General features: G+C 59.0%; 27 protein-coding genes. 8 read left to right on the top strand and 19 right to left on the bottom strand.

Features of this window, described 5'->3' with window-relative positions:
• Position 1: 1 nt before the first annotated feature.
• The 3 genes from KW840_RS23880 to KW840_RS23870 are packed head-to-tail and all read right to left on the bottom strand — an operon-like array spanning position 2 to position 1625.
• A complete protein-coding gene (locus KW840_RS23880) occupies positions 2-709 on the bottom strand; it encodes a prepilin-type N-terminal cleavage/methylation domain-containing protein (RefSeq protein ID WP_218498001.1) in 708 nt (235 codons plus the stop codon).
• A complete protein-coding gene (pilV, locus tag KW840_RS23875) occupies positions 706-1155 on the bottom strand; it encodes a type IV pilus modification protein PilV (RefSeq protein WP_218498000.1) in 450 nt (149 codons plus the stop codon). Before pilV ends, KW840_RS23880 begins: the two co-directional genes overlap by 4 nt.
• Positions 1152-1625 carry a GspH/FimT family protein gene (locus KW840_RS23870; RefSeq protein ID WP_218497999.1) on the bottom strand — a complete coding sequence of 158 codons (474 nt, stop codon included), beginning with the start codon at positions 1623-1625 and terminating at the stop codon, positions 1152-1154. Before KW840_RS23870 ends, pilV begins: the two co-directional genes overlap by 4 nt.
• A 130-nt stretch (positions 1626-1755) precedes the next feature.
• Between KW840_RS23870 and KW840_RS23865 the strand changes: the two genes are divergently transcribed.
• Positions 1756-2295 carry a GspH/FimT family pseudopilin gene (locus tag KW840_RS23865; RefSeq protein WP_218497998.1) on the top strand — a complete coding sequence of 180 codons (540 nt, stop codon included), beginning with the start codon at positions 1756-1758 and terminating at the stop codon, positions 2293-2295.
• Here KW840_RS23865 and ispH read toward each other — a convergent pair.
• From ispH to murJ, 6 genes are all read right to left on the bottom strand, one after another.
• Positions 2264-3211 (bottom strand): 4-hydroxy-3-methylbut-2-enyl diphosphate reductase, encoded by a 948-nt coding sequence (gene ispH / locus KW840_RS23860; protein ID WP_090451485.1) that lies wholly within the window; start codon positions 3209-3211, stop codon positions 2264-2266. The genes KW840_RS23865 and ispH overlap by 32 nt on opposite strands.
• A 168-nt stretch (positions 3212-3379) precedes the next feature.
• Positions 3380-3817 carry an FKBP-type peptidyl-prolyl cis-trans isomerase gene (gene fkpB, locus KW840_RS23855; RefSeq protein WP_191622266.1) on the bottom strand — a complete coding sequence of 146 codons (438 nt, stop codon included), beginning with the start codon at positions 3815-3817 and terminating at the stop codon, positions 3380-3382.
• A 7-nt stretch (positions 3818-3824) separates the two neighbouring features.
• Entirely contained in the window at positions 3825-4337 is a 513-nt protein-coding gene (gene lspA / locus KW840_RS23850) for a signal peptidase II (RefSeq protein ID WP_007970932.1), read from the bottom strand.
• The gene (gene ileS / locus KW840_RS23845; protein ID WP_218497997.1) at positions 4330-7161 is read right to left on the bottom strand and encodes an isoleucine--tRNA ligase; all 2832 of its coding nucleotides are present in this window, start codon (positions 7159-7161) and stop codon (positions 4330-4332) included. Before ileS ends, lspA begins: the two co-directional genes overlap by 8 nt.
• A 13-nt stretch (positions 7162-7174) precedes the next feature.
• Positions 7175-8113 carry a bifunctional riboflavin kinase/FAD synthetase gene (ribF, locus tag KW840_RS23840; protein WP_173677972.1) on the bottom strand — a complete coding sequence of 313 codons (939 nt, stop codon included), beginning with the start codon at positions 8111-8113 and terminating at the stop codon, positions 7175-7177.
• Positions 8114-8242: 129 nt separating this feature from the next.
• Positions 8243-9781 (bottom strand): murein biosynthesis integral membrane protein MurJ, encoded by a 1539-nt coding sequence (gene murJ / locus KW840_RS23835; protein ID WP_218497996.1) that lies wholly within the window; start codon positions 9779-9781, stop codon positions 8243-8245.
• A gap of 252 nt (positions 9782-10033) precedes the next feature.
• Between murJ and rpsT the strand changes: the two genes are divergently transcribed.
• Positions 10034-10312 carry a 30S ribosomal protein S20 gene (gene rpsT, locus KW840_RS23830; protein WP_007970922.1) on the top strand — a complete coding sequence of 93 codons (279 nt, stop codon included), beginning with the start codon at positions 10034-10036 and terminating at the stop codon, positions 10310-10312.
• Positions 10313-10496: 184 nt separating this feature from the next.
• Here the strand turns inward: rpsT and KW840_RS23825 are convergent, their stop codons facing one another.
• The 5 genes from KW840_RS23825 to rplU form a co-directional block, all read right to left on the bottom strand.
• Positions 10497-10961: a CreA family protein gene (locus KW840_RS23825; RefSeq protein ID WP_218497995.1), complete on the bottom strand. Its 465-nt coding sequence runs from the start codon at positions 10959-10961 to the stop codon at positions 10497-10499.
• 12 nt (positions 10962-10973) lie between these two features.
• Positions 10974-12092, bottom strand: coding sequence for a glutamate 5-kinase (proB, locus tag KW840_RS23820; protein ID WP_102672629.1), 1119 nt, complete (start codon positions 12090-12092; stop codon positions 10974-10976).
• Positions 12093-12229: 137 nt separating this feature from the next.
• Entirely contained in the window at positions 12230-13453 is a 1224-nt protein-coding gene (cgtA, locus tag KW840_RS23815) for an Obg family GTPase CgtA (protein ID WP_008052064.1), read from the bottom strand.
• A 195-nt stretch (positions 13454-13648) separates the two neighbouring features.
• Entirely contained in the window at positions 13649-13906 is a 258-nt protein-coding gene (rpmA, locus tag KW840_RS23810) for a 50S ribosomal protein L27 (RefSeq protein ID WP_003281574.1), read from the bottom strand.
• 35 nt (positions 13907-13941) lie between these two features.
• The gene (rplU, locus tag KW840_RS23805) at positions 13942-14256 is read right to left on the bottom strand and encodes a 50S ribosomal protein L21 (RefSeq protein ID WP_003176051.1); all 315 of its coding nucleotides are present in this window, start codon (positions 14254-14256) and stop codon (positions 13942-13944) included.
• A gap of 239 nt (positions 14257-14495) precedes the next feature.
• On the opposite strand from rplU, the gene KW840_RS23800 reads away from it, so the two are divergent.
• The 3 genes from KW840_RS23800 (at position 14496) to KW840_RS23790 (ending at position 16463) form a co-directional block, all read left to right on the top strand.
• The gene (locus KW840_RS23800; RefSeq protein ID WP_090451493.1) at positions 14496-15464 is read left to right on the top strand and encodes a polyprenyl synthetase family protein; all 969 of its coding nucleotides are present in this window, start codon (positions 14496-14498) and stop codon (positions 15462-15464) included.
• 204 nt (positions 15465-15668) lie between these two features.
• A complete protein-coding gene (locus KW840_RS23795; protein WP_008154270.1) occupies positions 15669-16010 on the top strand; it encodes a zinc ribbon domain-containing protein YjdM in 342 nt (113 codons plus the stop codon).
• Between the two features lie 195 nt (positions 16011-16205).
• Positions 16206-16463 (top strand): hypothetical protein, encoded by a 258-nt coding sequence (locus KW840_RS23790; RefSeq protein WP_008052059.1) that lies wholly within the window; start codon positions 16206-16208, stop codon positions 16461-16463.
• Positions 16464-16601: 138 nt separating this feature from the next.
• Here KW840_RS23790 and KW840_RS23785 read toward each other — a convergent pair whose 3' ends face one another.
• The 3 genes from KW840_RS23785 to KW840_RS23775 all read right to left on the bottom strand — a co-directional run bounded on the left by KW840_RS23785 (position 16602) and on the right by KW840_RS23775 (position 18323).
• Positions 16602-17219 (bottom strand): FKBP-type peptidyl-prolyl cis-trans isomerase, encoded by a 618-nt coding sequence (locus KW840_RS23785; RefSeq protein WP_008022510.1) that lies wholly within the window; start codon positions 17217-17219, stop codon positions 16602-16604.
• 121 nt (positions 17220-17340) lie between these two features.
• Positions 17341-17631 (bottom strand): DUF6482 family protein, encoded by a 291-nt coding sequence (locus tag KW840_RS23780; RefSeq protein WP_218497994.1) that lies wholly within the window; start codon positions 17629-17631, stop codon positions 17341-17343.
• Positions 17632-17834: 203 nt separating this feature from the next.
• A complete protein-coding gene (locus KW840_RS23775; protein WP_007990463.1) occupies positions 17835-18323 on the bottom strand; it encodes a TIGR00645 family protein in 489 nt (162 codons plus the stop codon).
• Between the two features lie 171 nt (positions 18324-18494).
• Between KW840_RS23775 and KW840_RS23770 the strand changes: the two genes are divergently transcribed.
• Complete coding sequence (locus tag KW840_RS23770) at positions 18495-20324, top strand: hypothetical protein (protein WP_218497993.1); 1830 nt, start codon at positions 18495-18497, stop codon at positions 20322-20324.
• 6 nt (positions 20325-20330) lie between these two features.
• On the opposite strand, the gene KW840_RS23765 is transcribed toward KW840_RS23770, so the two are convergent.
• Together KW840_RS23765 and KW840_RS23760 are read right to left on the bottom strand one after the other, a co-directional pair.
• Positions 20331-20672 (bottom strand): hypothetical protein, encoded by a 342-nt coding sequence (locus KW840_RS23765; RefSeq protein WP_008052055.1) that lies wholly within the window; start codon positions 20670-20672, stop codon positions 20331-20333.
• Between the two features lie 240 nt (positions 20673-20912).
• The gene (locus tag KW840_RS23760) at positions 20913-23351 is read right to left on the bottom strand and encodes a Lon protease family protein (protein ID WP_057713231.1); all 2439 of its coding nucleotides are present in this window, start codon (positions 23349-23351) and stop codon (positions 20913-20915) included.
• A gap of 420 nt (positions 23352-23771) precedes the next feature.
• Between KW840_RS23760 and KW840_RS23755 the strand changes: the two genes are divergently transcribed.
• Both KW840_RS23755 and KW840_RS23750 read left to right on the top strand, forming a co-directional pair.
• Positions 23772-24260, top strand: a complete 489-nt coding sequence (locus tag KW840_RS23755; RefSeq protein WP_007970900.1) for a DUF3015 domain-containing protein — start codon at positions 23772-23774, stop codon at positions 24258-24260.
• A 232-nt stretch (positions 24261-24492) separates the two neighbouring features.
• The gene (locus KW840_RS23750) at positions 24493-26346 is read left to right on the top strand and encodes a DUF4105 domain-containing protein (RefSeq protein ID WP_154947284.1); all 1854 of its coding nucleotides are present in this window, start codon (positions 24493-24495) and stop codon (positions 26344-26346) included.
• The last annotated feature ends 80 nt before the right edge of the window (positions 26347-26426 follow it).

Below are 26426 nucleotides of genomic sequence, written 5' to 3'. Positions count from 1 at the left end.
CTCATGGCAAGCGGTTGCGCAGAGCGGCAACCACGTTGAAGGTTTGATCGCTCACGCGGTGGTTCGGATCGGTGAGGGTCAGGCTCAGGCGAACGCTACGAATCAGCGCGGGGTTCGGCGGGTTGCTGCTGTAGCGCGAAGCAGCCAGATCAGTGGCCGTGCTGGCCAGGCCGAAGCTCACGTCGAAAGCGCCGACGTTATCCACCAATACCTGGCCTGCTGCGGCCCCGCCCTTCATGAGCAGTTGGTTGTTGTTGAAGCTGTAAATCAGCCGCCGGATCGGAAATGCCAGTTGCCCTGCCACTGGTGTCCGACCTTCACTGTAGGCCGTCGAATTGGTTCTACAATCGGAAAGCACGGTCCAGTCCGGCTTGTCGCCGTTGCTGCCGACATCCGCCGTAACCAGCGTCAAACTGCGACTGCCATTGTCCCAACGGATCGGCGTTACACGATTGGCATGGAAATCACCTTTCTTGCTGGAATCAGTGATCCTTTCCAGGCAACCGAACATCCCGACCATGCGAATCTCCTGAATCATTTTGCTCAAAACGAAACGTGCGTCCTCCTGCATGTTCGCGGCCGCATTCTGGCTGAGATAGGTGTTCTTGGCCGCGATGAAAACCTGCACCACGCCCAGCACCACGATCAGGCTCAACGCCATGGCGATCAGCAACTCGACCAGGCTAAAACCCTTGCTGCGGCGTCTCACGGGATCACCATCGGATCAATGGCCGCGCGGCTGCTCAGGATGAAGCTGCGTCGCGAATCGGCAGTATTCGCGGCCCGTGAGTCGTCCCAGGTAATAGTGATGGTGTACACCTGCCGGTTGACGGTCACACTGCCCGTCGCGGAGGCTCCGAGTGAACTGACGATGTTGGCGTTGAAATCAAACAGGTCCTGATCCCGGGTAACGTCCGGATTGCCCGAGGCCGGCGGCGCAATGGTGTAATCCGCTGCGGCGTTGGCGCGAATTCGGTCCATCAGGTCGTAGGCGATAAAACTGGCCTGACTGGTCATGCGCGCACTGTCCGTGTACTTCAGCGCATTGAGCTGAACCGCCGCCGCCCCCAGCAGGCCCACTCCCAGAATGACTAACGCCACCAGGACTTCGACCAGCGTCATGCCCTCCTGCGCGCCTTGCTTCCCTGCCCTCATCCGCAACTTCCACCCAATAGAATTCGTCCGTTCAAACACACCGTCAGCGTCCTGCTTTGTGCTCCCCGCCCATAGCTGATCACCACCTCTGAGGACGGTGATGACAATCCGCCCATGCTGTTGAAATCGATGGCAGTGACGTCAGAGGTTAGCGCCAGAGTTGCACCGCCGCTCATCGCCGGAACAACCCGCAATACATTGGCCAAAGCGCCAGTACCGTCGTAAACCGTCAGTTCCCCACTCCAGGCAACCCCACCGGCCGTCGGTCGCACCCGTGTGGCATTGCCCCGATCGATGGCTTCGAGCCGGGCAAAATTCAGGGCTCGTCGCAGGTCAGCGATTTCAGTATCCGCCCTCGTTGTTTGCATCGAGCGGGTAAACTCCGGGACAGCCAGAGTCAATAGAATCAGAAGGATCGCGATCGCGACCAGCAACTCGATCAGCGTGAAACCTTTTGTAGGATGATCCATCGGGGCCTTCTGCTTCCTTCGGCTATACCTGCTCTTGCGCAGCACAACATTCGAGCGATGCGGTGCGTTTGCGTTGCCATTTCTCGTGCAGGGATTGCGCGGGCTACAGCACACCACGGAGGGAGATGTCATGCGGCAACTAGGCTTCAGCCTGATCGAACTGCTCATGGGACTGGCAATTACAGGAATTGTTCTGCATTTGGTCAGCCCGGCGTTCGCAACGCTGATCGAGTCGAACCAAAGACAGCAAGCGGCGCAGGCCCTTTTCAGCAGTATTCGCACCGCCCGGAGCGAAGCCATCGTCCGCAACCAGGCCGTGGTGATTCACGGCATCAATGGCGACTGGAGCCAAGGCTGGCGGATGATTCTGGATATCAGCGGCAACGGGGAGATGGACAGCGACAATCCACTGCTGGCCGAACGCCAGAGCGGCGCACGCGTGTCGATTGTGGGGAACGATCGGGTCGAAAGCTCCATACGATTCAGAGGTCAGGGCGAGTCACTGTTTGGAGGGACGTTATACATTTGCGCCGTTCGCGAACCGGTAAGCCAACATCAAGTGGTGTTGGCACGGACCGGTCGCGTCAGCCTGCGCAACGACAAGGTTGGGCAGCCGTTATGCGAAAAAAGGAATCAATTCAGAGCAACGAACGAACGCGCAGTTCTTTAGGCATAGAGAACGTGATGTTCTCCTCGCGACCTGCCAATTCATCGGCACCGGTGGCACCCCAGGCCTGCAACTGCTGGATCACGCCGCGCACCAGGACTTCCGGGGCGGATGCGCCAGCGGTGATGCCGATACGCTCGACGCCGTCGAACCAGCTCTTTTGCAGGTCTTCGGCACCGTCGATCAGGTAGGCCGGAGTGGACATGCGCTCTGCCAATTCGCGCAAGCGATTGGAGTTCGAGCTGTTCGGACTGCCGACCACCAGCACCACATCACACTCGTCGGCCAGTTGCTTGACCGCGTCCTGACGGTTTTGCGTGGCGTAGCAAATGTCGTCCTTGCGCGGTCCACCGATGGCCGGGAAGCGCGCACGCAGAGCGTCGATAACGCGACTGGTATCGTCCATCGACAATGTGGTCTGGGTCACGAAGGCGAGCGCTTCAGGGTTTTTCACCTGCAAAGCCGCGACATCCTTCTCGTCTTCGACCAAGTAGATCGCGCCGCCATTGCCAGCATCGTACTGGCCCATGGTGCCTTCGACTTCCGGGTGACCGGCGTGGCCGATGAGAATGCACTCTCGGCCGTCACGGCTGTAGCGCGCCACTTCGATGTGGACTTTGGTCACCAGCGGGCACGTGGCGTCGAACACTTTCAACCCACGGCCAGCCGCTTCGCTGCGCACGGCCTGGGAAACGCCGTGGGCACTGAAGATCACGATGACGTCGTCCGGTACCTGATCCAGCTCTTCGACGAAGATCGCACCACGGGAGCGCAGGTCTTCGACGACAAATTTGTTGTGGACCACTTCGTGGCGTACATAGATCGGCGGCCCGAAGACTTCCAGGGCGCGGTTGACGATTTCGATCGCCCGGTCCACACCGGCGCAGAAGCCACGGGGGTTGGCGAGTTTGATTTGCATGCTGTGCCTCGTGTCTTGCGCGCGAAAACAATGAAAAACAAACTGTGGGAGCGAGCTTGCTCGCGATGGCGGAGTGTCAGTCAATATCAATATTGAATGTCAGGTACTCATCGCGAGCAAGCTCGCTCCCACAGGGTCCGGTGGCAACAGAAGCTGCCCCGTAATGCCTTACAGCGCTTTGACGGAGATGATCTCTACGTCAAAGGTCAACGTCTTGCCCGCCAGCGGGTGGTTGAAGTCGATGGTCACTTGCGCGTCATCGAACTCTTTGACCACGCCCGGCAATTCAGTATTGGCCGCATCGTTGAAGATCACCAGCAAACCTGGCGACAGCTCCATGTCCTGGAACTGTGAACGCGGGATGATCTGCAGGTTTTGCGGGTTGGGCTGGCCGAAAGCGTTTTCCGGCTCGATGCTCAGCGTGCGCTTGTCACCGGCCTTGAAACCGAACAGCGCCGCTTCGAAACCTGGCAACAGGTTGCCGTCACCGACCTTGAAGGTCGCCGGGGCTTTATCGAAGGTGCTGTCCACCGTGTCGCCGTTCTCCAGGCGCAATGCGAAATGCAAGGTGACTTCCGTGTTCTGGCCGATGCGTTGCTCAGCCAATACCTGTTCAGTCATGAACGGTTTCTCCGGTCTTTTTACTTTTGAACATATCCAGTGCCAGCATGACAGCACCAACCGTGATTGCGCTGTCGGCAAAGTTGAACGCCGGGAAATACCAGCGATTCTGCCAATGCACCAGAATGAAATCGATCACATGGCCCAGGGCAATGCGGTCATACAGATTGCCCAGCGCGCCGCCGAGCACCAGTGCCAGCGCAACCGCCAGCCAGGTCTCGTTGCGCCCCAGACGCTTGAGCCACACCACCAGCACCGCACTGACCACGACAGCGATCAACGCGAACAGCCAGCGCTGCCAGCCGGAGCTGTCAGCCAGGAAGCTGAACGCCGCACCCGTGTTGTAGGCCAGGGTCCAGCTGAAGTAATCGGGGATGATTACAATCTGCTGGTACATCTGGAGCTTGCCTTCGAAGTAGAACTTGCTGGCCTGGTCGATGACCAGGACCAGCAAACTCAACCAGAGCCAGCTCAGCCGTCCGAAACGGCCAACGGCATTAGGCATAGTGACGAACCTCGCCAGCGCCGCTGATGTTGTCGACGCAACGGCCGCAGATTTCCGGATGCTCCGGGTTCACACCGACGTCTTCACGGCAGTGCCAGCAACGAGCGCACTTGGCGTGGCCCGACTTGACGATTTTCAGCTTCAGGCCGCTGACCTCAGTGACCACGGCATCGGCCGGTGCTTGCACCAATGGCGCAACACTGGCGGTCGAAGTGATCAGTACAAAGCGCAGTTCGTTGCTCAACTTGGCCAGGTCGGCGGTAAGCGCGTCTTCGGCGAACAGCGTCACCTCGGCCTGCAGGTTGCCACCGACAGCCTTGGCTGCACGCTGAATTTCCATTTCCTTGTTGACCGCGACCTTGACCGCCATGATCCGGTCCCAGTAAGCGCGATCCAGCTCGATGCCTTCCGGCAGTTCGCTCAGGCCTTCGTACCAGGTGTTGAGCATGACAGACTCGTTACGCTCGCCCGGCAGGTACTGCCACAGTTCGTCGGCGGTGAACGCCAGGATCGGCGCGATCCAGCGCACCAGCGCCTCGGAGATGTGGAATAGCGCAGTCTGGCAGGAACGACGGGCCTTGCTGTCGGCGCCAGTGGTGTACTGACGGTCCTTGATGATATCGAGGTAGAAGCCGCCCAGTTCCTGCACGCAGAAGTTGTGGATCTTCGAGTACACGTTCCAGAAGCGGTATTCGCCGTAGTGCTCTTGCAGTTCGCGTTGCAACAGCAGGGTACGGTCCACGGCCCAACGGTCCAGAGCCAGCATTTCTTCGGCCGGCAGCAGGTCGGTGGCCGGGTTGAAGCCGGTCAGGTTCGAAAGCAGGAAACGCGCGGTGTTACGGATACGCCGGTAGGCGTCCGCACTGCGTTGCAGGATCTGCTCGGAAACCGCCATTTCACCCGAATAGTCGGTCGAAGCGACCCACAGACGCATGATGTCGGCGCCCAGGGTGTCGTTGACTTTCTGTGGCGCGATCACGTTGCCCAGGGACTTGGACATCTTGCGGCCGGACTCGTCGACCGTGAAGCCGTGAGTCAGCAGTTCGCGATACGGTGCGTGGTTGTCGATGGCGCAACCGGTCAGCAGCGACGAGTGGAACCAGCCACGGTGTTGGTCCGAACCTTCCAGGTACAGGTCGGCGCGCGGGCCGGTTTCATGGCCCATCGGGTGCGAACCGCGCAGAACGTGCCAGTGCGTAGTACCCGAGTCGAACCAGACGTCCAGGGTGTCGCTGATCTTGTCGTACTGCGGCGCTTCATCGCCCAGCAGTTCGGCGGCGTCCAGCTTGAACCAGGCCTCGATGCCTTCGACTTCAACGCGCTTGGCCACGACTTCCATCAGCTCGACGGTACGTGGGTGCAGCTCGCCGCTTTCCTTGTTCAGGAAGAACGGGATCGGCACGCCCCAGTTGCGCTGACGGGAAATGCACCAGTCCGGACGGTTGGCGATCATCGAGTGCAGGCGCGCCTGGCCCCAGGCCGGGACGAACTGGGTCTCTTCGATGGCCTTGAGCGAGCGCTGACGCAGGGTGTCACCGGTGGTCGGCTGCTTGTCCATGCCGATGAACCACTGCGCGGTAGCGCGATAGATCAGCGGGGTCTTGTGGCGCCAGCAGTGCATGTAGCTGTGTTCGATGACGGTGGTGTGCAGCAACGCACCGACTTCGGTCAGTTTGTCGACGATGGCCGGGTTGGCCTTCCAGATGAACTGGCCGCCGAAGAATTCCAGCGACGGAACGTAAACGCCGTTGCTTTGGACCGGATTGAGGATGTCATCGTTGACCATGCCGTACTTCTTGCAGGTCACGAAGTCGTCCACGCCGTAGGCCGGAGATGAGTGAACCACACCGGTGCCGGCGCCCAGTTCAACGTAGTCGGCCAGGTATACCGGCGACAGACGGTCGTAGAACGGGTGACGGAAGTTGATCAGTTCCAGCGCTTTACCGGTGGTGGTCGCAACGACCGAGCCTTCCAGCGAGTAGCGCGCCAGGCACGACTCGACCAGCTCTTCAGCCAGCACCAGCAGTTTGTCGCCGACGTCGACCAGGGCGTAGTTGAATTCCGGGTGAACGTTCAGCGCCTGGTTGGCCGGGATGGTCCACGGGGTGGTGGTCCAGATCACGATCGAGGCAGGCTTGCCCAGCGACGGCAGACCGAAAGCGGCAGCCAGCTTGGCTTCATCGGCAATCGGGAAGGCCACGTCGATGGTCGAGGATTTCTTGTTTTCGTACTCGACTTCCGCTTCGGCCAGGGCCGAACCACAGTCGAAGCACCAGTTCACAGGCTTCAAGCCCTTGAACACGAAACCGCCCTTGACGATTTCGGCCAAGGCACGGATTTCACCGGCCTCGTTCTTGAAGTCCATGGTCTTGTACGGGTTGGCGAAGTCACCCAGCACACCCAGGCGGATGAACTCGGACTTCTGCCCTTCGATCTGTTCGGTGGCGTAGGCCCGGCACAGTTCGCGGGTCTTGTCCGCGCCCAGGTTCTTGCCGTGGGTCACTTCGACCTTGTGCTCGATCGGCAGGCCGTGGCAGTCCCAGCCCGGAACATAAGGCGCGTCGAAGCCCGACAGGGTCTTCGAGCGGATGATCATGTCCTTGAGAATCTTGTTCAGCGCATGACCGATGTGAATCGAGCCGTTGGCGTACGGAGGGCCGTCGTGCAATACGAACTTCGGACGATCCTTGCCAATCTCGCGCAACTTTCCGTACAGGCCAATACTGTCCCAGCGCTGCAGGATCTGCGGTTCGCGCTGTGGCAGGCCGGCCTTCATTGGGAAGGCGGTGTCCGGAAGGTTTAGCGTGGCTTTATAGTCGGTCATTTAAGGCTCTTCATTAGCGATGGGCGCTAGGTGCGGCTAGTGCACGGGCGGCGGCGACATCCGCGTTGATCGCCGTTTTCAACGCCTCCAGAGAGGCGAAACGCTGCTCTTCACGCAGCTTGTGGTGGAAAACCACCGTTAAACGCCGGTCATACAGATCGCCGGCAAAATCTAAAAGATGTATTTCGAGGTGGGCCTTGCCATCACCTTGTACCGTTGGCCGCACGCCGATGTTGGCGACGCCTGGCCAGGTCTTGCCGTCGATGTCGACGTTGACCAGGTAAACCCCGGAAAGCGGAACGCGACGGCGCTTGAGTTGTATGTTGGCCGTGGGCGTACCCAACTGGCGAGCCAGCTTCTGGCCGTGGAGTACCCGCCCGGTAATCTGGAACGGCCGACCCAGCAGTCGCTCGGCCAAGGCAAAATCAGCTGCGGCCAGGGCATTGCGGACCTGAGTGCTGCTGACGCGAATACCGTCCAGCTCAACGGTTTGCGCCGCCTCGACGGTAAAACCCTGAACGATGCCGGCCTGCTGCAGGAAATCGAAATCTCCCGCGCGGTCACAGCCGAAACGGAAGTCATCCCCGACCTCCAGGTGCTGGACGCCAAGACCATCGACCAGAATGGTATCGACGAACTCACTGGCACTGAGCTTGCTCAGGCGCTGGTTGAAAGCCAGGCACAGAACACGGTCGACGCCTTCGGCAGCCAGCAATTGCAGCTTGTCCCGCAGGCGGGCCAGACGGGCCGGCGCGGTGTCCGGAGCGAAGAACTCTCGCGGTTGCGGCTCGAAAATCACCACGCAACTGGGCACGCCCAACTCGAGCGCACGCTCACGCAGGCGCGCCAGGATAGCCTGGTGGCCGCGGTGTACACCGTCAAAGTTGCCAATAGTGGCGACACAGCCCCGATGCCGGGGGCGCAGATTGTGGAGGCCTCGAACCAGCTGCATAACGCGCTTCTTGCTCATAAAGTGGTCGATTATAACCACACCCGGCGGCCGACGACAGGCAACACCGTAACCCAAAGTGATCGAGCCGACAAAACCGCCGGCTCGCCCGTGTTTATCAAGGCCAGAACCTCAGCCCAGCGCCTTGCGATTGAAGTCGCGCAAACGGAAGCCCATCAACACTAACATGCCGAAATAAGCCACCACACCGGCAACTACCAAGGCACCCAGACGCAGGAAACGCTCAAGCATCTGCCCCTCGCCCCAGGCCGGCATGAAATGCATCCCTGCCAGCAACACGCCAGACATCACCGCTACCGCAACCACCAGCTTGAAGCCGAACTTTGCCCAGCCCGGTTGCGGCTGGTACATCTGCTGTTTACGCAGCTGATAGAAGAGCAGCCCTGCATTGAGGCAGGCGCCGGCGCTGATGGCGAGCGCCAGGCCCGCGTGAGCCAGCGGACCGATCAGCAACAGGTTGAACAACTGAGTGACGACCAACGTGAAAATTGCGATTTTTACCGGCGTGCGAATGTTTTGTTGCGCATAAAAGCCCGGCGCGAGCACTTTGATAACGATAATTCCGAGCAAACCGACGGAATAGGCGATCAACGCGCGCTGAGTCATGGCCGCATCATGGGCATCAAACTGGCCGTACTGGAACAGCGAAACCGTCAACGGCTCGGCCAGAATCCCCAGCGCGAAGGCGCAAGGCAATACCAGCACGAAGCATAGACGCAGGCCCCAATCGAGGATGCGCGAGTATTCGTGGCGATCCTTGCTGGCGTAAGTCTTGGCCAGAGTCGGCAGCAGAATCGTCCCCAGCGCCACGCCCAACACGCCGGATGGCAACTCCATCAAACGGTCGGCGTAGTACATCCAGGACACGGAACCTGCGACCAGGAACGAAGCGAAAATCGTATTGATGATCAGCGAGATCTGGCTCACCGATACCCCGAGAATCGCCGGCAACATCTGTTTCATCACCCGCCAGACGCCGCTGTCGCGCAGGTTCAGGCGCGGCAACACCAGCATGCCGATCTTTTTCAGGTGCGGCAGTTGATAGAGCAACTGTGCCAGTCCACCCACCAGCACCGCCCAACCGAGCGCCATTACGGGAGGATCGAAGTACGGTGTCAGGAACAACGCAAAAATAATCATGCTGACGTTGAGCAGCGTCGGCACGAATGCCGGGACCGAAAAACGGTTCCAGGTGTTGAGGATCGCACCCGCCAGCGACGACAGGGAAATCAGCAATATGTAAGGAAAGGTCACACGCAACAGACTCGTGGTCAGCTCGAACTTCTCGGGCGTATCGATGAAACCCGGCGCGGTCACCCAGATGACCCACGGGGCGGCAATCATGCCCAATGCCGTGACGAGTGCCAGCACCAGCGTCAGCAGGCCGGAAACATAGGCAATGAAGGTTCGCGTCGCCTCATCCCCTTTCTGACTTTTATATTCGGCAAGAATCGGTACGAATGCCTGGGAAAACGCCCCTTCGGCGAAAATCCGCCGCAACAGATTGGGCAGTTTGAAGGCGATGAAGAAGGCGTCGGTCGCCATTCCCGCGCCGAATGCACGTGCAATTAGGGTGTCACGAACAAATCCCAAAACCCGGGAAAGCATCGTGATAGAGCTGACGGTGGCCAACGATTTGAGCAGATTCATTGAAAGAGTTTGTGCCTGTCGATAAACAGCAGGCGAACTAAGCGCCCACTTATGCGATACTCCGCGCCGCAACAGCACAGAGCCAAAGCTCGCGAGTTTACAGGTCGCACGCTGGAAAGAAATATCCAGAGGTGTAGCACCTACCACTTAGCGGAACGTCTCAACCGCCCTTGACAAGACCTCAACTCATCGGCATGATTCGCGGCCTATTTTGTTTGCTATTTCCTAAAAAGTCTTTCGAGGAGCTCGACGGTGGCCAACTCACCTTCCGCCAAAAAACGTGCAAAACAGGCTGAGAAGCGTCGCAGCCACAACGCCAGCCTGCGTTCCATGGTTCGTACCTACATCAAGAATGTAGTTAAGGCCATCGACGCAAAAGACGCTGCCAAAGCTCAAGCTGCTTACGTTCTGGCTGTGCCAGTTATCGACCGTATGGCCGATAAAGGCATCATCCACAAGAACAAGGCCGCTCGTCATAAGAGCCGCCTGAATGGCCACGTGAAGGCCCTGAACGTTGCCGCTGCTGCCTAAGCGACTCGTTCATTAAAAAACCGACCTCAGGGTCGGTTTTTTATTGCCTGCGATTTGATGAACGCGACACAAAAAAATGTGGGAGCGGGCCTGCTAGCGATAGCGGATATCCAGCCAATGTAGATGCTGAATGTTAATCCGTCATCGCGAGCAGGCTCGCTCCCACAGTTTGACTTGCGTGAAATTACTGAGCGTTCGTCCACGGCAAAATCGGAATCGCCGTCACCGCATTCTGCGGACTACCCTCGATCAGGCGATCGCTGTACACCAGATACACCAGCGTATTGCGCTTTTTGTCGAGGAAGCGCACCACCTGCATGGTCTTGAACACCAGGGACGTGCGCTCCTTGAACACCTCGTCGCCATCCTTGAGCTCGCCCTTGAAGCTGATCGGTCCGACCTGCCGGCAAGCGATAGACGCTTCGGCACGGTCCTCGGCCAAACCAAGACCACCCTTCACCCCGCCGGTCTTGGCGCGCGACAGATAGCAGGTCACGCCGTCGACCTTGGGATCATCAAAGGCCTCGACCACGATCCGGTCATTCGGCCCGACGAACTTGAACACCGTCGACACCTGACCGATCTCTTCGGCCGACGCCAGCAGCGGCATCGCCAACAGCAATCCCAACAATCCTTTTGCCACGCGCATTCAGGTATTCCTTCAGACCAGGATCAGGTTATCGCGGTGAACCAACTCCGGTTCCGCCATGTAACCCAACAGACCGACAATCGCCTCAGACGACTGACCGATGATTTTTTGCGCCTCCAGCGCACTGTAGTTGGCCAGGCCACGGGCAATCTCGCGACCGTCCGGCGCCACGCAAACCACCATCTCGCCGCGACGGAAGCTGCCCTGCACCAATTTGACCCCAACCGGCAGCAAGCTCTTGTTGCCCTGAGACAACGCAGCCACCGCACCCGCATCCAGCACCAGGGTGCCACGGGTTTGCAGATGACCGGCCAGCCACTGCTTGCGCGCCGCCAACATGCCGCGCTCCGGCGACAGCAGGGTGCCGATGCGCTCGCCCGCCTTGAGGCGATCCAGCACACGCTCAAGCCGCCCGCCAACGATGATGGTGTGAGCACCGGAACGGGCCGCCAGACGCGCAGCACGCAATTTGGTCTGCATACCACCACGCCCCAGCGCACCACCGGTGCCACCCGCCACCGCGTCGAGCGCCGGATCATCGGCGCGCGCCTCGTAAATCAGCTGGGCATCCGGATTGTTGCGCGGATCAGCATCGAACATGCCGTCGCGATCCGTCAGGATCACCAGCAAGTCCGCCTCGACCAGGTTCGCCACCAGCGCCGCCAGGGTGTCATTGTCGCCAAAACGGATTTCGTCGGTGACCACGGTGTCATTCTCGTTGATCACCGGGATAACCTTCAGTTCGACCAGCGCACGCAAGGTGCTGCGGGCGTTCAGGTAGCGCTTGCGGTCGGACAAGTCGTCGTGAGTCAGGAGAATCTGCGCGGTATGCCGGCCATGCTTGGCGAAGCTCGACTCCCAGGCCTGCACCAACCCCATCTGGCCGATTGCGGCGGCGGCCTGAAGTTCGTGCATCGCACTGGGTCGCGAGGTCCAGCCCAAACGGCTCATGCCGGCCGCCACCGCCCCGGAGGACACCAGCACCAGCTCGACACCCGCCTCATGCAAGGCCACCATCTGCTCAACCCAGACACCCATTGCCGCGCGATCCAGGCCTTTGCCGTCCGCCGTCAGCAAAGCGCTGCCGATCTTCACGACCCAACGCTGCGCACCTGTCACCTTGCTCCGCATCATCTTCAACCTTAGCTTGAGGGCAGCGCGACCCAGCGCTGCCCGTGACGTTATTCGTGGTTACTCGTGACCAACAATCGATTTCCAGATACCAAAACGCCGCTCGATTGAGCGGCGCTTAAGTTTATCGCAACGAATCAGTCACGCACGTAAATGATTTCCGGACCGTCTTCGTCATCCACATCTTCTTCGTCCCAATCATCGTCGCCGATGTCATGGACCGACTTCACGCCGCTGCGACGCAGGGCACGCTTGTCATCCAGCGCCTGCAGTTGCGCGCGAGCTTCGTCTTCGATGCGCTGATCGAGATCGGCCAGCTCTTCCTTGTAGGCCGGGTCATTGGCCAGGCGATCGGCACGATCTTCCATGTAACGCATGATGTCGTGGCACAGACGCTCGGTACCGAGCTTGGAGATGGCCGAGATCACGTAGACCGGACCAGTCCATTCCAGGCGATCAACGATTTCCTTGACGCGAGCATCATGCTCTTCATCAAGGATCTGGTCGCACTTGTTCAGGACCAACCAGCGATCACGCTCCGCCAGGGACGGGCTGAACTTGATCAGCTCGTTGACGATCACTTCAGCGGCATCCGGTGCGCTGGCATCATCCAGCGGCGCCATGTCCACGAGGTGCAGCAGCAGACGCGTACGCGCCAAGTGCTTGAGGAAGCGAATGCCCAGACCAGCACCTTCGGAAGCGCCTTCGATCAAACCCGGAATATCGGCAATGACGAAGCTCTTCCAGCGATCGACGCTGACCACACCCAGGTTCGGCACCAGCGTGGTGAACGGGTAGTCGGCAACTTTCGGCTTGGCAGCCGAAACCGAACGGATAAAGGTACTTTTACCGGCGTTCGGCAAACCCAGCAGACCTACGTCAGCCAGTACTTTCATTTCCAGCTTCAGGTCGCGCTGCTCGCCCGGCTTGCCCGGAGTGGTCTGGCGCGGCGCACGGTTGGTACTGGATTTGAAACGGGTGTTGCCCAGACCGTGCCAGCCGCCCTGCACCACCATCAACTTCTGACCGGCCTTGGTCAGGTCACCGATGACTTCCTGAGTCGCGGAGTCGATCACCGTGGTGCCGACCGGAACGCGCAGGATCAGGTCTTCACCCTTCTTGCCGGTGCAGTCGGTGCTGCCGCCGTTGGAGCCACGCTCGGCATCGAAGTGCCGGGTGTAACGGTAGTCCACCAGGGTGTTGAGGTTTTCGTCGGCCATCATGTAGATGGAACCGCCGTCGCCGCCATCACCGCCGTTCGGGCCACCGTTCTCGATAAATTTTTCCCGACGGAAACTCATGGCGCCATTGCCGCCATCACCAGCCTTTACGCGAATCGATACTTCATCAACAAACTTCATAACAAACGCCTCTCGCCATACGGACGAGCCGAAAAACAATCAAGACATAAGACTCTTGCAAAAATGAGCGCAGCGACCCTGAACCACGATACCTACATCGTACGCCGACAGCCCATACAAACAGCTTTGCAAGAGACTCACCCCACAAACGAAAAAGCCCCGTCGCGAGACAGGGCTTTTCCAGCGATCGCGCAATTAAGCTGCGACTACGCTCACGTAACGACGACCGAAGGCGCCTTTTACTTCGAACTTGATCACGCCTTCGACTTTAGCGAAGAGGGTGTGATCTTTACCCATGCCAACGCCGTAGCCAGCGTGGAATTGGGTGCCGCGCTGACGCACGATGATGTTGCCTGCTTTGATAGCCTGGCCGCCATACATCTTCACGCCAAGGCGTTTGGCTTCTGAGTCGCGACCGTTACGGGTACTACCACCAGCTTTTTTGTGTGCCATGAGTTCAATTCTCCTAGTGAGGAATTAGGCTGTAATTAAGCCTGAATACCGGTGATTTTGATCTCGGTGTACCACTGGCGGTGGCCCATACGCTTCATGTGGTGCTTACGGCGACGGAACTTGATGATGCGGACTTTATCGTGACGACCTTGGGAGATCACTTCAGCCACAACGGTAGCACCAGCAACAACTGGAGCGCCGATATTCACGTCGTCACCGTTGGCAACCAACAGAACGCGATCAAAGGTAACGGATTCGCCGGTAGCGATTTCCAGTTTTTCGATCTTCAGGTATTCACCTGGGGCGACTTTGTACTGCTTGCCGCCAGTAACGATTACTGCATAAGACATGGTATTTCTCCGATAATCCTGCTCACCCAGCTCTTTATAAGAAGAGGTATTGGCTGGCATGGCTGCGTGGGGCTGGAGGCCCGCTTGCAATTGCGTAAGGCAGGTGCTGCCCAGGAAGTTCAGGGTGCGCGATTGTACGCAAGCCACGCTAGCCTTGCAAGAGGCCGTCCATCGCGCCTTGACACCTGCAAGCGTGGGTCCTAGCATGCCGCGCAACCCTTCTGGAGCGACTGTCGCTGATGCAACCCCAAGCTTTCTACCGCGCGGTGGCGGACGATTTTAGCGCCGTCGACGGCATCATCAAGAAGCAGCTGACTTCCCGAGTGCCGCTGGTATCGAAAATCGGCGATTACATTACCTCGGCCGGCGGCAAACGCCTGCGCCCTTTATTGGTGTTGCTGTGTGGCAAGGCTCTTGGCCGGGAGGGCGACGAACTGCGTCTGCTGGCCGCGACCATCGAGTTCCTGCACACCGCCACCCTGCTGCATGACGATGTGGTCGACATGTCCGGCATGCGCCGTGGCCGCTCGACCGCCAACGCCATGTGGGGCAACGCACCAAGCGTACTGGTCGGTGACTTCCTGTATTCGCGCTCATTCGAAATGATGGTCGAACTTGGCTCGATGCCGGTGATGAAGATCCTTTCGCAAGCCACGCGCATCATCGCCGAAGGCGAAGTATTGCAGCTGTCGAAGGTGCGGGACGCCAGCACCACCGAAGAAACCTACATGGAAGTCATCCGCGGCAAGACCGCGATGCTCTTCGAAGCCTCGACCCACAGCGCCGCCGCCCTGTGCCAGGCCACGCCGGAACAGGCCGAAGCCCTGCGTACATTCGGTGATCACCTGGGCGTGGCCTTCCAACTGGTCGACGACCTGCTCGACTACAAAGGCGACGCCGAAACCCTGGGCAAGAACGTCGGTGACGATCTGGCCGAAGGCAAGCCGACCTTGCCACTGATCTACACCATGCGCGAAGGTACGCCGGAACAGGCCGCCCTGGTGCGCAAGGCGATCCAGAAAGGCGGAATCGAAGACCTGGAAAGCATCCGCGAAGCCGTGGAAGCCTCGGGCTCGCTGGAGTACACCGCGCAACTGGCACGCGACTATGTGGCACGCGCAATCAAGTGTCTCGAAGCGCTGCCTGCCAGCGAGTACCGCGATGCACTGGTTGAACTGAGCGAGTTCGCGGTCGCGCGTACGCACTGACAACACTGCAAGCCCCCTGTGGGAGCGAGCTTGCTCGCGATTAGGCACTTACATTCAACATTGTTGTTGACTGAAAGGACGCCATCGCGAGCAAGCTCGCTCCCACAGGTTTGTTCCCCACAGGTTTTACTGCGCTGCACCCCTCCCCGTCTAAAACCCTATATAATGTGCGCTTTTTAGCGATCCTGAATCCAAGGAGCCTTAGTGAGCACGTTGCCACCCTGCCCAAAATGCAATTCCGAATACACCTATGAAGACGGCGCCCAGCTGATCTGCCCCGAGTGCGCCCACGAATGGTCCGCCAGCGGTGAAGCCGAAGCTGTGTCCGATGACACAGTGAAAAAGGATTCGGTCGGCAACGTCCTGCAAGACGGCGACACCATCACCGTGATCAAGGACCTCAAGGTCAAGGGTACGTCTTTGGTGGTCAAGGTTGGCACCAAGGTCAAGAACATCCGCCTGTGCGATGGCGATCACGACATCGACTGCAAGATCGACGGCATCGGCCCGATGAAACTCAAGTCCGAGTTCGTCAGAAAAGTCTGAGCCTGCTGTTATCCATCCCGCGCTTGGCGCGGGATGCCCTCCCCGCTTCACCCAATAAATCCTCGCAATAGCCAAACGCCCATCGGTTTGACCTGACGCAATCTTTACCCGGAAAAAAGCGCAAACCGCCAATAGGCTCTTGCTATTTGATGAATAAGAATTATTCTCATCAAACCTTCAATGGAGATGAGAACCATGACTTATCTGATCGATGCCTGGCTGGACCGCCCACACCCTTACCTCAGGATCCTGCATCGGGAAACCGGGGAAGTCTGTGCAGTGCTTGAAGAAGAAGCCTTGAGCGAACTGCAGGACCAAGGTGATCTTGACCTCAATGGCCTGAGTTCCAGCGAGCCGGTGGTGCTCAAGGAACTGGTGCGCAATCTGTTTCTGTTCTGCTATGCCCGGGCGTTGCGCCCGCACAGTGAACTGCACCACAAGATCGAAATATGAAAAACGCTGCAAAATTTTGTAGGAGCGAGCTTGCTCGCGAAGAACTCAAACACACCGCGTTCATTCAGGATGGCCGCGTTATCGTTAACGCCCATCGCGAGCAAGCTCGCTCCTACAGGTACAGGTAATCAGCGGGTCTTACAGAACGTCGAGCAGTTCGACGTCGAATACCAGTACGCTGTGCGGCGGAATGCTGCCAACGCCTTGAGCGCCGTATGCCAGCTCGCTCGGCACGTACAGGCGCCATTTGCTACCGGCGTTCATCAGTTGCAGGGCTTCGGTCCAGCCAGCGATCACGCCGCCAACCGGGAATTCCGCAGGCTGGCCGCGCTCGTAGGAGCTGTCGAACACTGTGCCGTCGATCAGGGTGCCATGGTAATGAGTACGCACGGAGTCTTCACGGGATGGCTTGGCGCCTTCGCCAGCGGTCAGGACTTCGAACTGCAGGCCGGAAGCCAGAGTGGTGATGCCTTCACGCTTGGCGTTTTCAGCCAGGAAGGCCAGGCCTTCGCCAGCAGCCGCTTCAGCCTTGGCTGCAGCTTCGGCCTGCATGATTTCGCGGATGACTTTGAAGCTGGCGGACATTTCTTCCTGACCCACACGGCTTGGCTTGCCGGCGAATGCGTCGGTCAGACCAGCCAGGATCGCGTCCAGGCTTACGCCCGGTGGCGGGTTGTCGCGCAGTTGGTCGCCCAGCTGACGGCCAATACCGTAGCTGACGCGGGTTTCGTCGGTGGACAGATTTACTTCGGACATGACACTGCTCCGCTGTGCGGACGGCTCGGGAACTTGCCATGCGTGCACAGCGCGTCCCGGAGCGCCCGGAACCAAAAGGGCCAGCAGACTAGCACAGATGTCATGCCTTTGATGAGGGACCTCAGGCGATCGGCACCTTCAGGTTTTCCTCAACATCGGCAACCAGACCGCACATTTCGTCGTGCACGACCGTGTGCACAAGGTTGAAGTGCAACTTGGGAAAGGAGCGCAGCACATCACGGGCATGCTCCACCGAACGCAGGCTCATCATGTGTCCGTGGGTATCGCTCAATGGATACGCCGCGCCATGCATCCGCGCCTCCAGCAGGTAGATGCCCCCCTCCATCGAGATCAGGTTCAGCTCATCGACCTTCCCGGCGACGGCATACGCATTCAACTCATTCAGGGTCATGAGCGCACCTCACGCAGTGGCGAACCAACATACTTACAGGGATAGGCCTCGGCGCATCAAAGCACAAGCCACAAACGACGCCACCCGTCTGTTTTGCAACCCTGTGGGAGCGTGGCTTGCCCGCGATGGCATCACCTCGGTCTAACGATGAACCGCAGTGATGCCATCGCGGGCAAGCCACGCTCCCACAATGGAAGTTGAAATCAGTGCTTGGTGACTTTATCCAGGTAACCCATGGCAAATGCGGAGACCACGAAGGTCATGTGGATGATCACATACCACTGCAAATGCTCGGGATCGACGTTCTTGGCGTCCATGAAGATGCGCAGCAGGTGAATGGACGAGATCGCCACGATCGATGCGGCCACCTTCATCTTCAGCGACGAAGAGTCCATGGTGCCCAGCCAGTTGAGTTTTTCCTTGCTGTCGTCGATGTCCAGTTGCGAGACGAAGTTTTCGTAGCCGGAAATCATCACCATCACCAGCAAACCGCCCACCAGGGCCATGTCGATCAGCGACAGCAGTACCAGGATCAAGTCCGATTCGGCCATCGAAAACACGTTCGGGATGACGTGGAAGACTTCCTGGAAGAATTTCAGTGCCAGCGCCAGCAGTCCGAGGGACAGGCCGAAATAGATCGGCGCCAGCAGCCAGCGCGAGGCGTACATTGTATTTTCGATAAAGCGTTCCATTGAATCTCACACGTTGGACTGGAAATGGCGGCGAGTATACCAGCCCCCCGTCCATACCCAGAAGCAGCCAGAAACCGTCGAGAAATCCGCCACCTGCGCCTGTGTATCAAAGTTTTTCTGCTAGTGTCCAAATCATTGACTGCTCAGTGATGTCGGACAGGAAGACTGGAAATGGATGTGCAATTGCCTTTGACGAGTGCCGGAATTTGCCTGGCGCTGCTGCTGAGCGGCTGCTCACCCAGCGAAGAAAAACGCCAGGTCAGCCTCGAAGAAAAAACCGCGCAGTTCGAAAAGTCGCTGGACGCCATCCAGGATCCGAAGCTCAAGGATGCCGTGTCGGAGCTGGGCGGCTCACTGCTGCTGCTCGAACGCGCGCAACTCAAGCTCGACAGCAAGCCGGTGGAAACCGAATACGGCGAAGACGCCCTCGTCATGCTCAAGCACTACCCGAGCCCGCAGGCCCTGGTCGACACCTACATCAACGGGTTGTTCGTGTTGCAAAAGGACTCCGGTTCCGACTATCTGACCGATCTGCAGCCAGTGTTCCCCTTCACGTTCAGCGTTCCTGCCGCGTTTTTGTTTCCCCATGGCCTGGAATGGCAGTCGGTCACGCTAAGCAACAAACGAGTGATTCCATTCCAGCCGGAATGGTCGGAAACCGACCCCGGCATTCAGCTCAGCCCATCGAGCTCCAACCTGACCAACCCCGATGACCTGACCGTGGCCTACCCCTTCATCGAAGGCCTCGACATCGACAGAAAGCAGCAACCGCAACCGGTGAGCCTGCAAGGCAAAGTCGAAGTCATCGCGCCACGGCGCCTCTACAGCTTCGACCTGACGAAAAAGGACGTAGGCCAGACCCGCACCAATGACAACCTGAGCGTCACCCTCCTCACATTGACGAACAACTACGCGGAAATCGAATACAACAACAGCACGCCGCTGGCCTCCGAAGTCAGTGAAACACCGCTCAACCCGCTGATCGTCCAGGCCAGGGACAGCACCGGGCAATTCATCGCGCGCGCCGGTTCAATCAACGAAACCTCAGTACAAATTGCCTTCTATCAACAGCAACTGGCCAAGATGCAGCAGCAAAAGAGCTGGAGCGAGTCCCTGGAAAAACAGCTCGATGAAGAACAACGCAACTTTGAGAAACAGCAGGCTCGACATTATTCGAAGGTGTACTTCAACGGGACGATCGAAACTCTCGAAGTCAGCATGCTGGATTTTTCCGCCGTCACGGTCACCCGAAAGGAACTCGACCTGCCGATCCGGCGCTTCGATGCCTATACCACGGACAAGTCCATCCAGCCCTTGAACCTGTCCGTGGTGGTCTATGACGACCAGGCGGCGGGCTGGCTGAAAGGGGCAACGCTGAGTGAGGAACAACTGAAAAAGAACGTCAGCATCAGTCAGTCGGTCGACGACCCCAGCGCTGCGCGAATCGAATTCACTCACCTGCGTACCTTCAACGATGAGCTGCTCGGTACATCGTTCAACCCCGGTGAAAGTCCGGTGAGCTTCTTTACCGAAGACACTCGTGGCAATCGCGACGAGCCGATCGAACTGCCGTCAGAGGCGTACCAGATCGATCCCCTGCGCGGCACCATCACTTACGATCTGAATCTGTTTCCACAAACCCCGGCCTATGCGGTGGGCTCGATGCCGATGTTCCTGGCCACGGTCGACAAGCAAACCGTCGAAGCCCGTCAACTGCCCAAGGGCCTCGCGCTCAAAGACAATGCACTGGTAGTGGACCTGAAGGTATTTCCCGCCCAGGACTGGCGCTTTTTCGCCAAGGACGACAGCGGTAGTTACTTGAAGGAGATTCTATCGGTCAGTCATGGCGCGAGCGCACAGGGGCCGGCGCAGTTTGCCGTGCATTACTTCTACGGGCAGCCTACGCGCCTGGAAACCTATCAGCGCACTGACCTCACCACCGTGCAATATGGTTTCGAAGTCAAACTCGACAAGGCCGACATGACGCGCCTTGATCAATAGTGCCACTCAGTGCTCGGGGTGAAACTCGAAGCCGCCCATGTTCCGGCAGCGACCACCGTTGATTTCCCGCAGTTGGGCTTGCAGGTGCAGGCACCAGATTTGCGGATCGTCGGCCAACTCGTAGCCGTGCAGGGTCAGGCTTTCAACGATGGTGTCGAGGATTGATTCAGCGACGAACGGACCGTGAAACGGGCCTTGGGCCTTGATGGCCGAAGGTTGTTCACCGGCCATTCCGGCGGCGAACAGCAAAGTCCACATGCCCGTATCTCCCGCCAATGGACGGATGGCACATTCGATACGGGTCACAAGGCCCAGGCATTGACGGGTGAGGCAGAGGTTGCGCGACATGGCGGCGACCCTCGGTAGATCCGGTATTCAGCCCCCATGGGAAGGCTGTTTCGATCCTGTGATTACGTCGATATCCTTGAGCAGAGAATAGAAGAAAAGTCTGCCTTGCAGGCCGAGGCAAGACCGAAAGGCGCCGAATGGTCATAGTGTGAATATTGACGTCAGTTCGACGACGCTTTTCCAGGGTTCACACAAACAAATGTGGGAGCGGGCTTGCTCGCTCCCACATGGGTTACTGCATCAGGCCGGCTTGGTTTCCGCCAAAGCCTCTTGCGCCAACTCCTTCTCGGCTTCCTTGAGATCATCTTCGCTGATCATTTCCGCGATAACCCGCAGGCGCTCCACGACCCGCGCGTTCACGCTGCCTTCAGGGAATTCGCCATTCTCGTCCGGCTCGCCGGCCGGCTCGCCGACCAGCAAACTCAAGGCTTCATCGGCCTGACGGACCGCGTAGACATGGAACTGACCCGCACGCACCGCCGCCAGCACCTTCTCATCGAGCATCAGGGTGGCGACGTTGGCGTGAGGAATGATTGCCCCCTGCTCGCCGGTCAACCCGCGGGCTTCGCACAAACGGAAGAAGCCCTCGATCTTCTCGTTGACTCCGCCGACCGCCTGCACTTCGCCGAACTGGTTGATCGAACCGGTGATGGCAAAGCACTGCTTGAGCGGGGTTTTCGACAAGGCCGAGATCAGGGTGCAAGCCTCACCCAAAGAAGCGCTGTCGCCATCGACATAACCGTAGGATTGCTCCAGGGCGATGCTCGCGGAAATCGCCAGCGGAAACTCCTGGGCGTAACGGCTGCCCAGATAGCCGGTAAGGATCATCACGCCTTTGGAGTGGATCGGCTGCCCGAGGTTGACCTCGCGCTCGATGTCGACGATGCCGCTGCCGCCCGGGTACACCGTGGCGGAAATCCGCGCCGGTATACCAAAGGCCGAGTCGCCGACCTCCAGCACCGTCAAGCCATTGCACTTGCCGACCGCCGCGCCCGCGGTGTCGATCAGGATGATCCCGGCCAGCATGTCATCGAGAATCCGCGCTGACACACGACCGGTGCGGGTAGCCTTGGCCTTGAGCGCGCGTTCGATGTGCCCGGAGTCGGTCCTTTCATCGCCGGCCAGATGGCGGATGAAGTCCGCCTCGCTGACCAGTTGGAACAAGTCACCGATTCGCGCCGACAGGCGCCCCTGGTGCTCGGCCAGACGGGCACTGTAAGTCGCCAGACGCGCCACCGCATCGGCGGTCAGCGGTGCCATGCCTTCTTCGGAAGTACGGGTTTTGAGCAACTGGGCGAACTGCTCCAGGCTCTCGTCGACCATCGGGATGTCTTCGTCGAAATCCACCAGGACGCGGAACATCTCCTGGAAGTCCGGATCGAGGTCTTGCAGCGTGTAATACAGCTGACGGGCACCGATGATGACGACTTTGACCTGCAACGGAATGTGTTGCGGAGTCAGGGTCACGGTGGCCAGGCGGCCCAGTTCACCCAGCGGTGATTCCATTTTCAGTTTGCGTGATTGCAGGGCGCGTTTCAGTGCATCCCACACGAACGGCTCGCTGAGCATTTTGTCCGCTTCAAGGATCAGGAAACCGCCATTGGCCCGGTGCAAGGCACCCGGCCGCAGTTGGCGGTAGGTGGTGTAAAGCGCACCCTGATCGGTGCTGTATTCGATCCGGCCAAAAAGGTTTTCGTAGGTCGGGTGCGGCTCGAACACCACCGGCGCACCGCCGCTGGCCGAGTGACCGACCACCAGGCTCGGCGCGTATTGTTCTTCCAGCAACTTGCGGGCGACAGCGTCGGTCTTGCTATCGTCTACCAGCTGCTCGACCACGGACTTGAGCAAGTACACCTGCATCGCCTGCAGATAACCGCATACCGCCGCGTTCTCGGCGTACTTCTCCGACAATGGCGACAACAATGGCTGCAAGGCCAGGGTAATGGTTTCTTCGTTCAGATGACGCAGCTGGTTGCTCGACTCGCGTTTCCATTGCGGCAGGCTGGCGAGCTCTTCGTTCAGGCGCTCCTCCAGTGCCGAAATATCCTCGTGAAAGCGCTCGCGCTCGGCTTCCGGCAACTGGGCGAACTCAGCTTCGTCCAACGCCTTGCCGTCGCTCATCGGGGTGAAGGCGATGTTGCTGGCGTCGCGGTACAGCGCAACTTCCTTTTCCAGCGCCAGACGCTCGATGACGTCCAGGGCCTTGTCGTAGCGCTGGTTGAAGGCGCGGTCAATACTGCTTTTCTTTTGCTGGTAGGACGGATGCTCGAATACTGCCGGAAATGTCGCCAGCAGGTTGTCGATCAAACCATTGATATCACCAATGAAGTTACCGGCAGTGCCCGACGGCAACTCCAGGGCACGTGGTTCGCGCGGTTCATCGAAGTTGTTGACGTAGACCCAGTCCGCCGGGGTCTGCAGGCGCTTGCCTTCGGCCTTGAGGTAGCGTTTGACGAACGAGAACCGGCCAGTACCGGGCTCGCCCATGACGAATACGTTGTAACCGGGGCGTGGCATGGCCACACCGAACTGCAAGGCTTCGACCGCACGTTCCTGGCCAAGCACACCGCGAAAGGGCTCCAGATCATTGGTGGTAGAGAAGCTGAACTGTTCAGCGGAAAACGGACGGGTCAGCGCTTCGGGCGCTAGACGCAAGCTGGCAGCAACAGGATCAGGCATCGGGCTTCCTTAACAATCAGGCGGGGCAGATGGCAGCATTCTGGCGCCGCCCATGCCCGACTGGCAAGGAGCGCCGCAGGCCTGATCACCGTCAACCGGCCAACCCCAGGCGGGCCGGGCTTGCGCGGCCGTTTTCCATGAATGTTTTGCAAAAAATCACGGAACCCTGTGATCGTGCCTAAACTCCAAACTGCGCGGCTGGACTAATGACCGGCCCACTGGCAGCGGAAGGGTCTGCAGGAAAACTCGCCGAGCGGCGATCAGGCAAGGCGAAAGCAGGCGAGGAAGCGGAGTGTAGGGGCCTACATGAGCATTCCGAGCCTGCTTTCAACGCAGCATGATCGTCGCGCAGGCAGTTTGCATGCAGAGCCGGGGCCAGACTCCCTTGTCTATTGGTACGCACACAAAGAGAACAAAGCTATGAAACGGATTCTTCTTGGTACTCTCTTCACCGCTGTATCCATCAATGCCATGGCGCAAGCGCCTGGCGGTCCGGATTGCGGTTGGGGCAACATGCTGTTCGAAGGCCAGCGTGGTACTCCAGCTCACTTCCTGGCATCCACCACCAACGGCACCTCCGGCAACGCAACCTTCGGCATGACCTCCGGCACCAACGGTTGCGCAACCAATGCGTCGCTGACCTATGGCGGCAAATCCTGGTTTGCCATGAATGGCATGATGAACGAGCTGTCCGAAGACATGGCCAAGGGTCAGGGCGAAGCGCTGACCACCTATGCCGTGGTACTGGGCGTAGCGCCGGAAGACCGTGCGCACTTCGCCGCCGTCACTCACGAGCACTTCCAGCAGATCTTCAGCAAGGCTGACGTGACCGCAGAAGACGTGCATACCAATACCCTGGCCGTGCTCAAAGCCGACCCGCGTCTGGCCAAGTACGCGACTCAGGCTTAAGCTCGACCCGCCCCGCTTCTTTCGGGAAGCGGGTTTTGTTTTTTGGACCTTCCCCTCTTTGGGTAATGTCGCTGACTGTAGGAGCTGGCTTGCCAGCGATGGTCGTTAACGATCACGCGTGTTTACTGGATAAACACAGCGCCTTTGAAACCATCGCTGGCAAGCCAGCTCCTACAGGCAAACGGCATCCACCTCGTTGGGTCTTTATTTTTCCCTGTTTAAGTTGCCTTCTATGCTCAAACGCCTTGCCTGGCTGGCGCTGTGTGTCTGCGCCCCGCTATCCGCCGCGCCTCACATCGAACCACAACGTTTGCAGCAACTGGCCAACGACCCTTTCTGGATATCCCTGGGCCATTACGAAACCGCCAAGCTCGGCGGCTGGCGCAGCTATGTCAGTGACCGCAAGTTCTTCCTCGCCGCTGACGGCAATGAGCATCCAGACCATGAACTGGCGGCGACTGTACAAGCCTTGTACGCCCCGGCCAGTGCCGGTGAAACACACGCTCAATGCGTCTACCCTGCCCGCACCCGCTGGCTGAAAGACCAACTCGGTCTGGCCGGACTGCCGACGCCGGACTGCGCCGGGTTCAAGCAATGGTTCAAGGACGTCTCGCCCGACAGCGCGGTGATGATCTTCCCGGCGGCTTACCTGAACAGCCCGTCCTCGATGTTCGGCCATACCCTGTTGCGCATCGACCAGGCCGAGGTGAAGAGCGACAAGACTTCGCTGCTCAGTTATGCGATCAACTTCGGCGCCTACATCGAGGGCTCGGACAACAGCATCATCTATGCCTGGAAAGGCCTGATGGGCGGCTATCCCGGCCTGTTCGCGATGGTGCCCTATCAGGAAAAGCTCTCGGAATACCGCAGCCTGGAAAACCGCGACCTGTGGGAGTACCGCCTGAACCTGACGCAACAGGAAACCGCGCGCATGGTCGAGCACGTCTGGGAGCTGAAGCAGATCAAGTTCGACTATTTCTTCTTCGACGAAAACTGCTCATACCGCTTGCTGGAACTGCTGCAAGTGGCCCGACCGGGCCTGCGCCTGACCGAGCAATTCCCGCTCACCGCCATCCCGACCGACACCGTCAAAGCCGTGAAAGATGCCGGATTGGTGGAATCGATCCAGTATCGTCCGTCCCGGGAGCGCGAGTTGCTCAGCCGCGCCGAGCCGTTGGACCCTGAAGAGCAACAGTGGGTGCTGAAAGTCAGCGCCGATCAGAAACAATTGCAGGACCCGGCGTTCAAGGCGCAAGCCCGCGACCGTCAGGCACTGATCATCGATGCGGCCTATCGTCTGGAGCGTTACCGCGCCAATGGCCAGGAACGCGACCCGGCACGCGCCCAGCGCAGCTTCGAACTGCTGCGGGCCATCAACCAGAACCCGGCGCCGGAGCTGGATATCCCGCAACCGGGCCTGCCTGAAGACGGTCACGAGTCCCGCACCTGGCAGCTCGGCCTCGGCAGCCGTGGAGATAAAGCCTTTGGCGAGTACGGCTTGCGCATGGCTTATCACGACCTCAACGACAACAACGAAAGCTTTCCCCTTGGCGCGCAGATCGAAATCCTGCAATTGAAACTGCGCCAGTACGAAAGCAATGAATGGCAAGTGCAACAACTGGACCTGGCAACGATTCGCTCCCTGACCCCCCGTAACGAGCTGCTGCAACCGCTGTCATGGCAAGTCACCGGTGGTCTGGAGCGAGTGCCGGGCAAGCACGATGACCAAACCCTGGTCAGCCACGTCAACGGCGGTGGCGGTGGCACCTGGCAACTGGGCGATGACCTGCTCGGATTTGCCCTGGGCACTGTGCGCATCGAGCACAACAACGATTTCGCCGCTTTCATTGCCCCGGCCGCCGGGTTCAACAGTGGCGTGCTGTGGAAAAACCCGCTGGGCAATTTGAGCCTGGAAGCCAAGGGCGACTTTTTCACCAATGGCGAGGTGCGCCGTAGCCTGAGCTTGAATCAGCAATGGGAAATATCCCGCAATCTCGGACTGCGCTTGAGCGCCCGGCGCGAATTCAGCCATTTGGCGACGGCCGAGAACGAAGTGATGCTTGAGCTGAAGTGGTATCACTACTGACCTGACACACCTCCCACTGAGAATCGTCGGTTGCAGACAGGCTATCACTCGCCGTAAGTCGCTTTCAGACATCCAGTGAA

This window comes from Pseudomonas sp. PDM30 (assembly GCF_019218985.1).
GTDB lineage: Bacteria > Pseudomonadota > Gammaproteobacteria > Pseudomonadales > Pseudomonadaceae > Aquipseudomonas > Aquipseudomonas jessenii.
The sequence above is the reverse complement of the archived record's forward strand: the minus strand, read 5'-3'. Positions and strand labels throughout refer to the sequence as shown.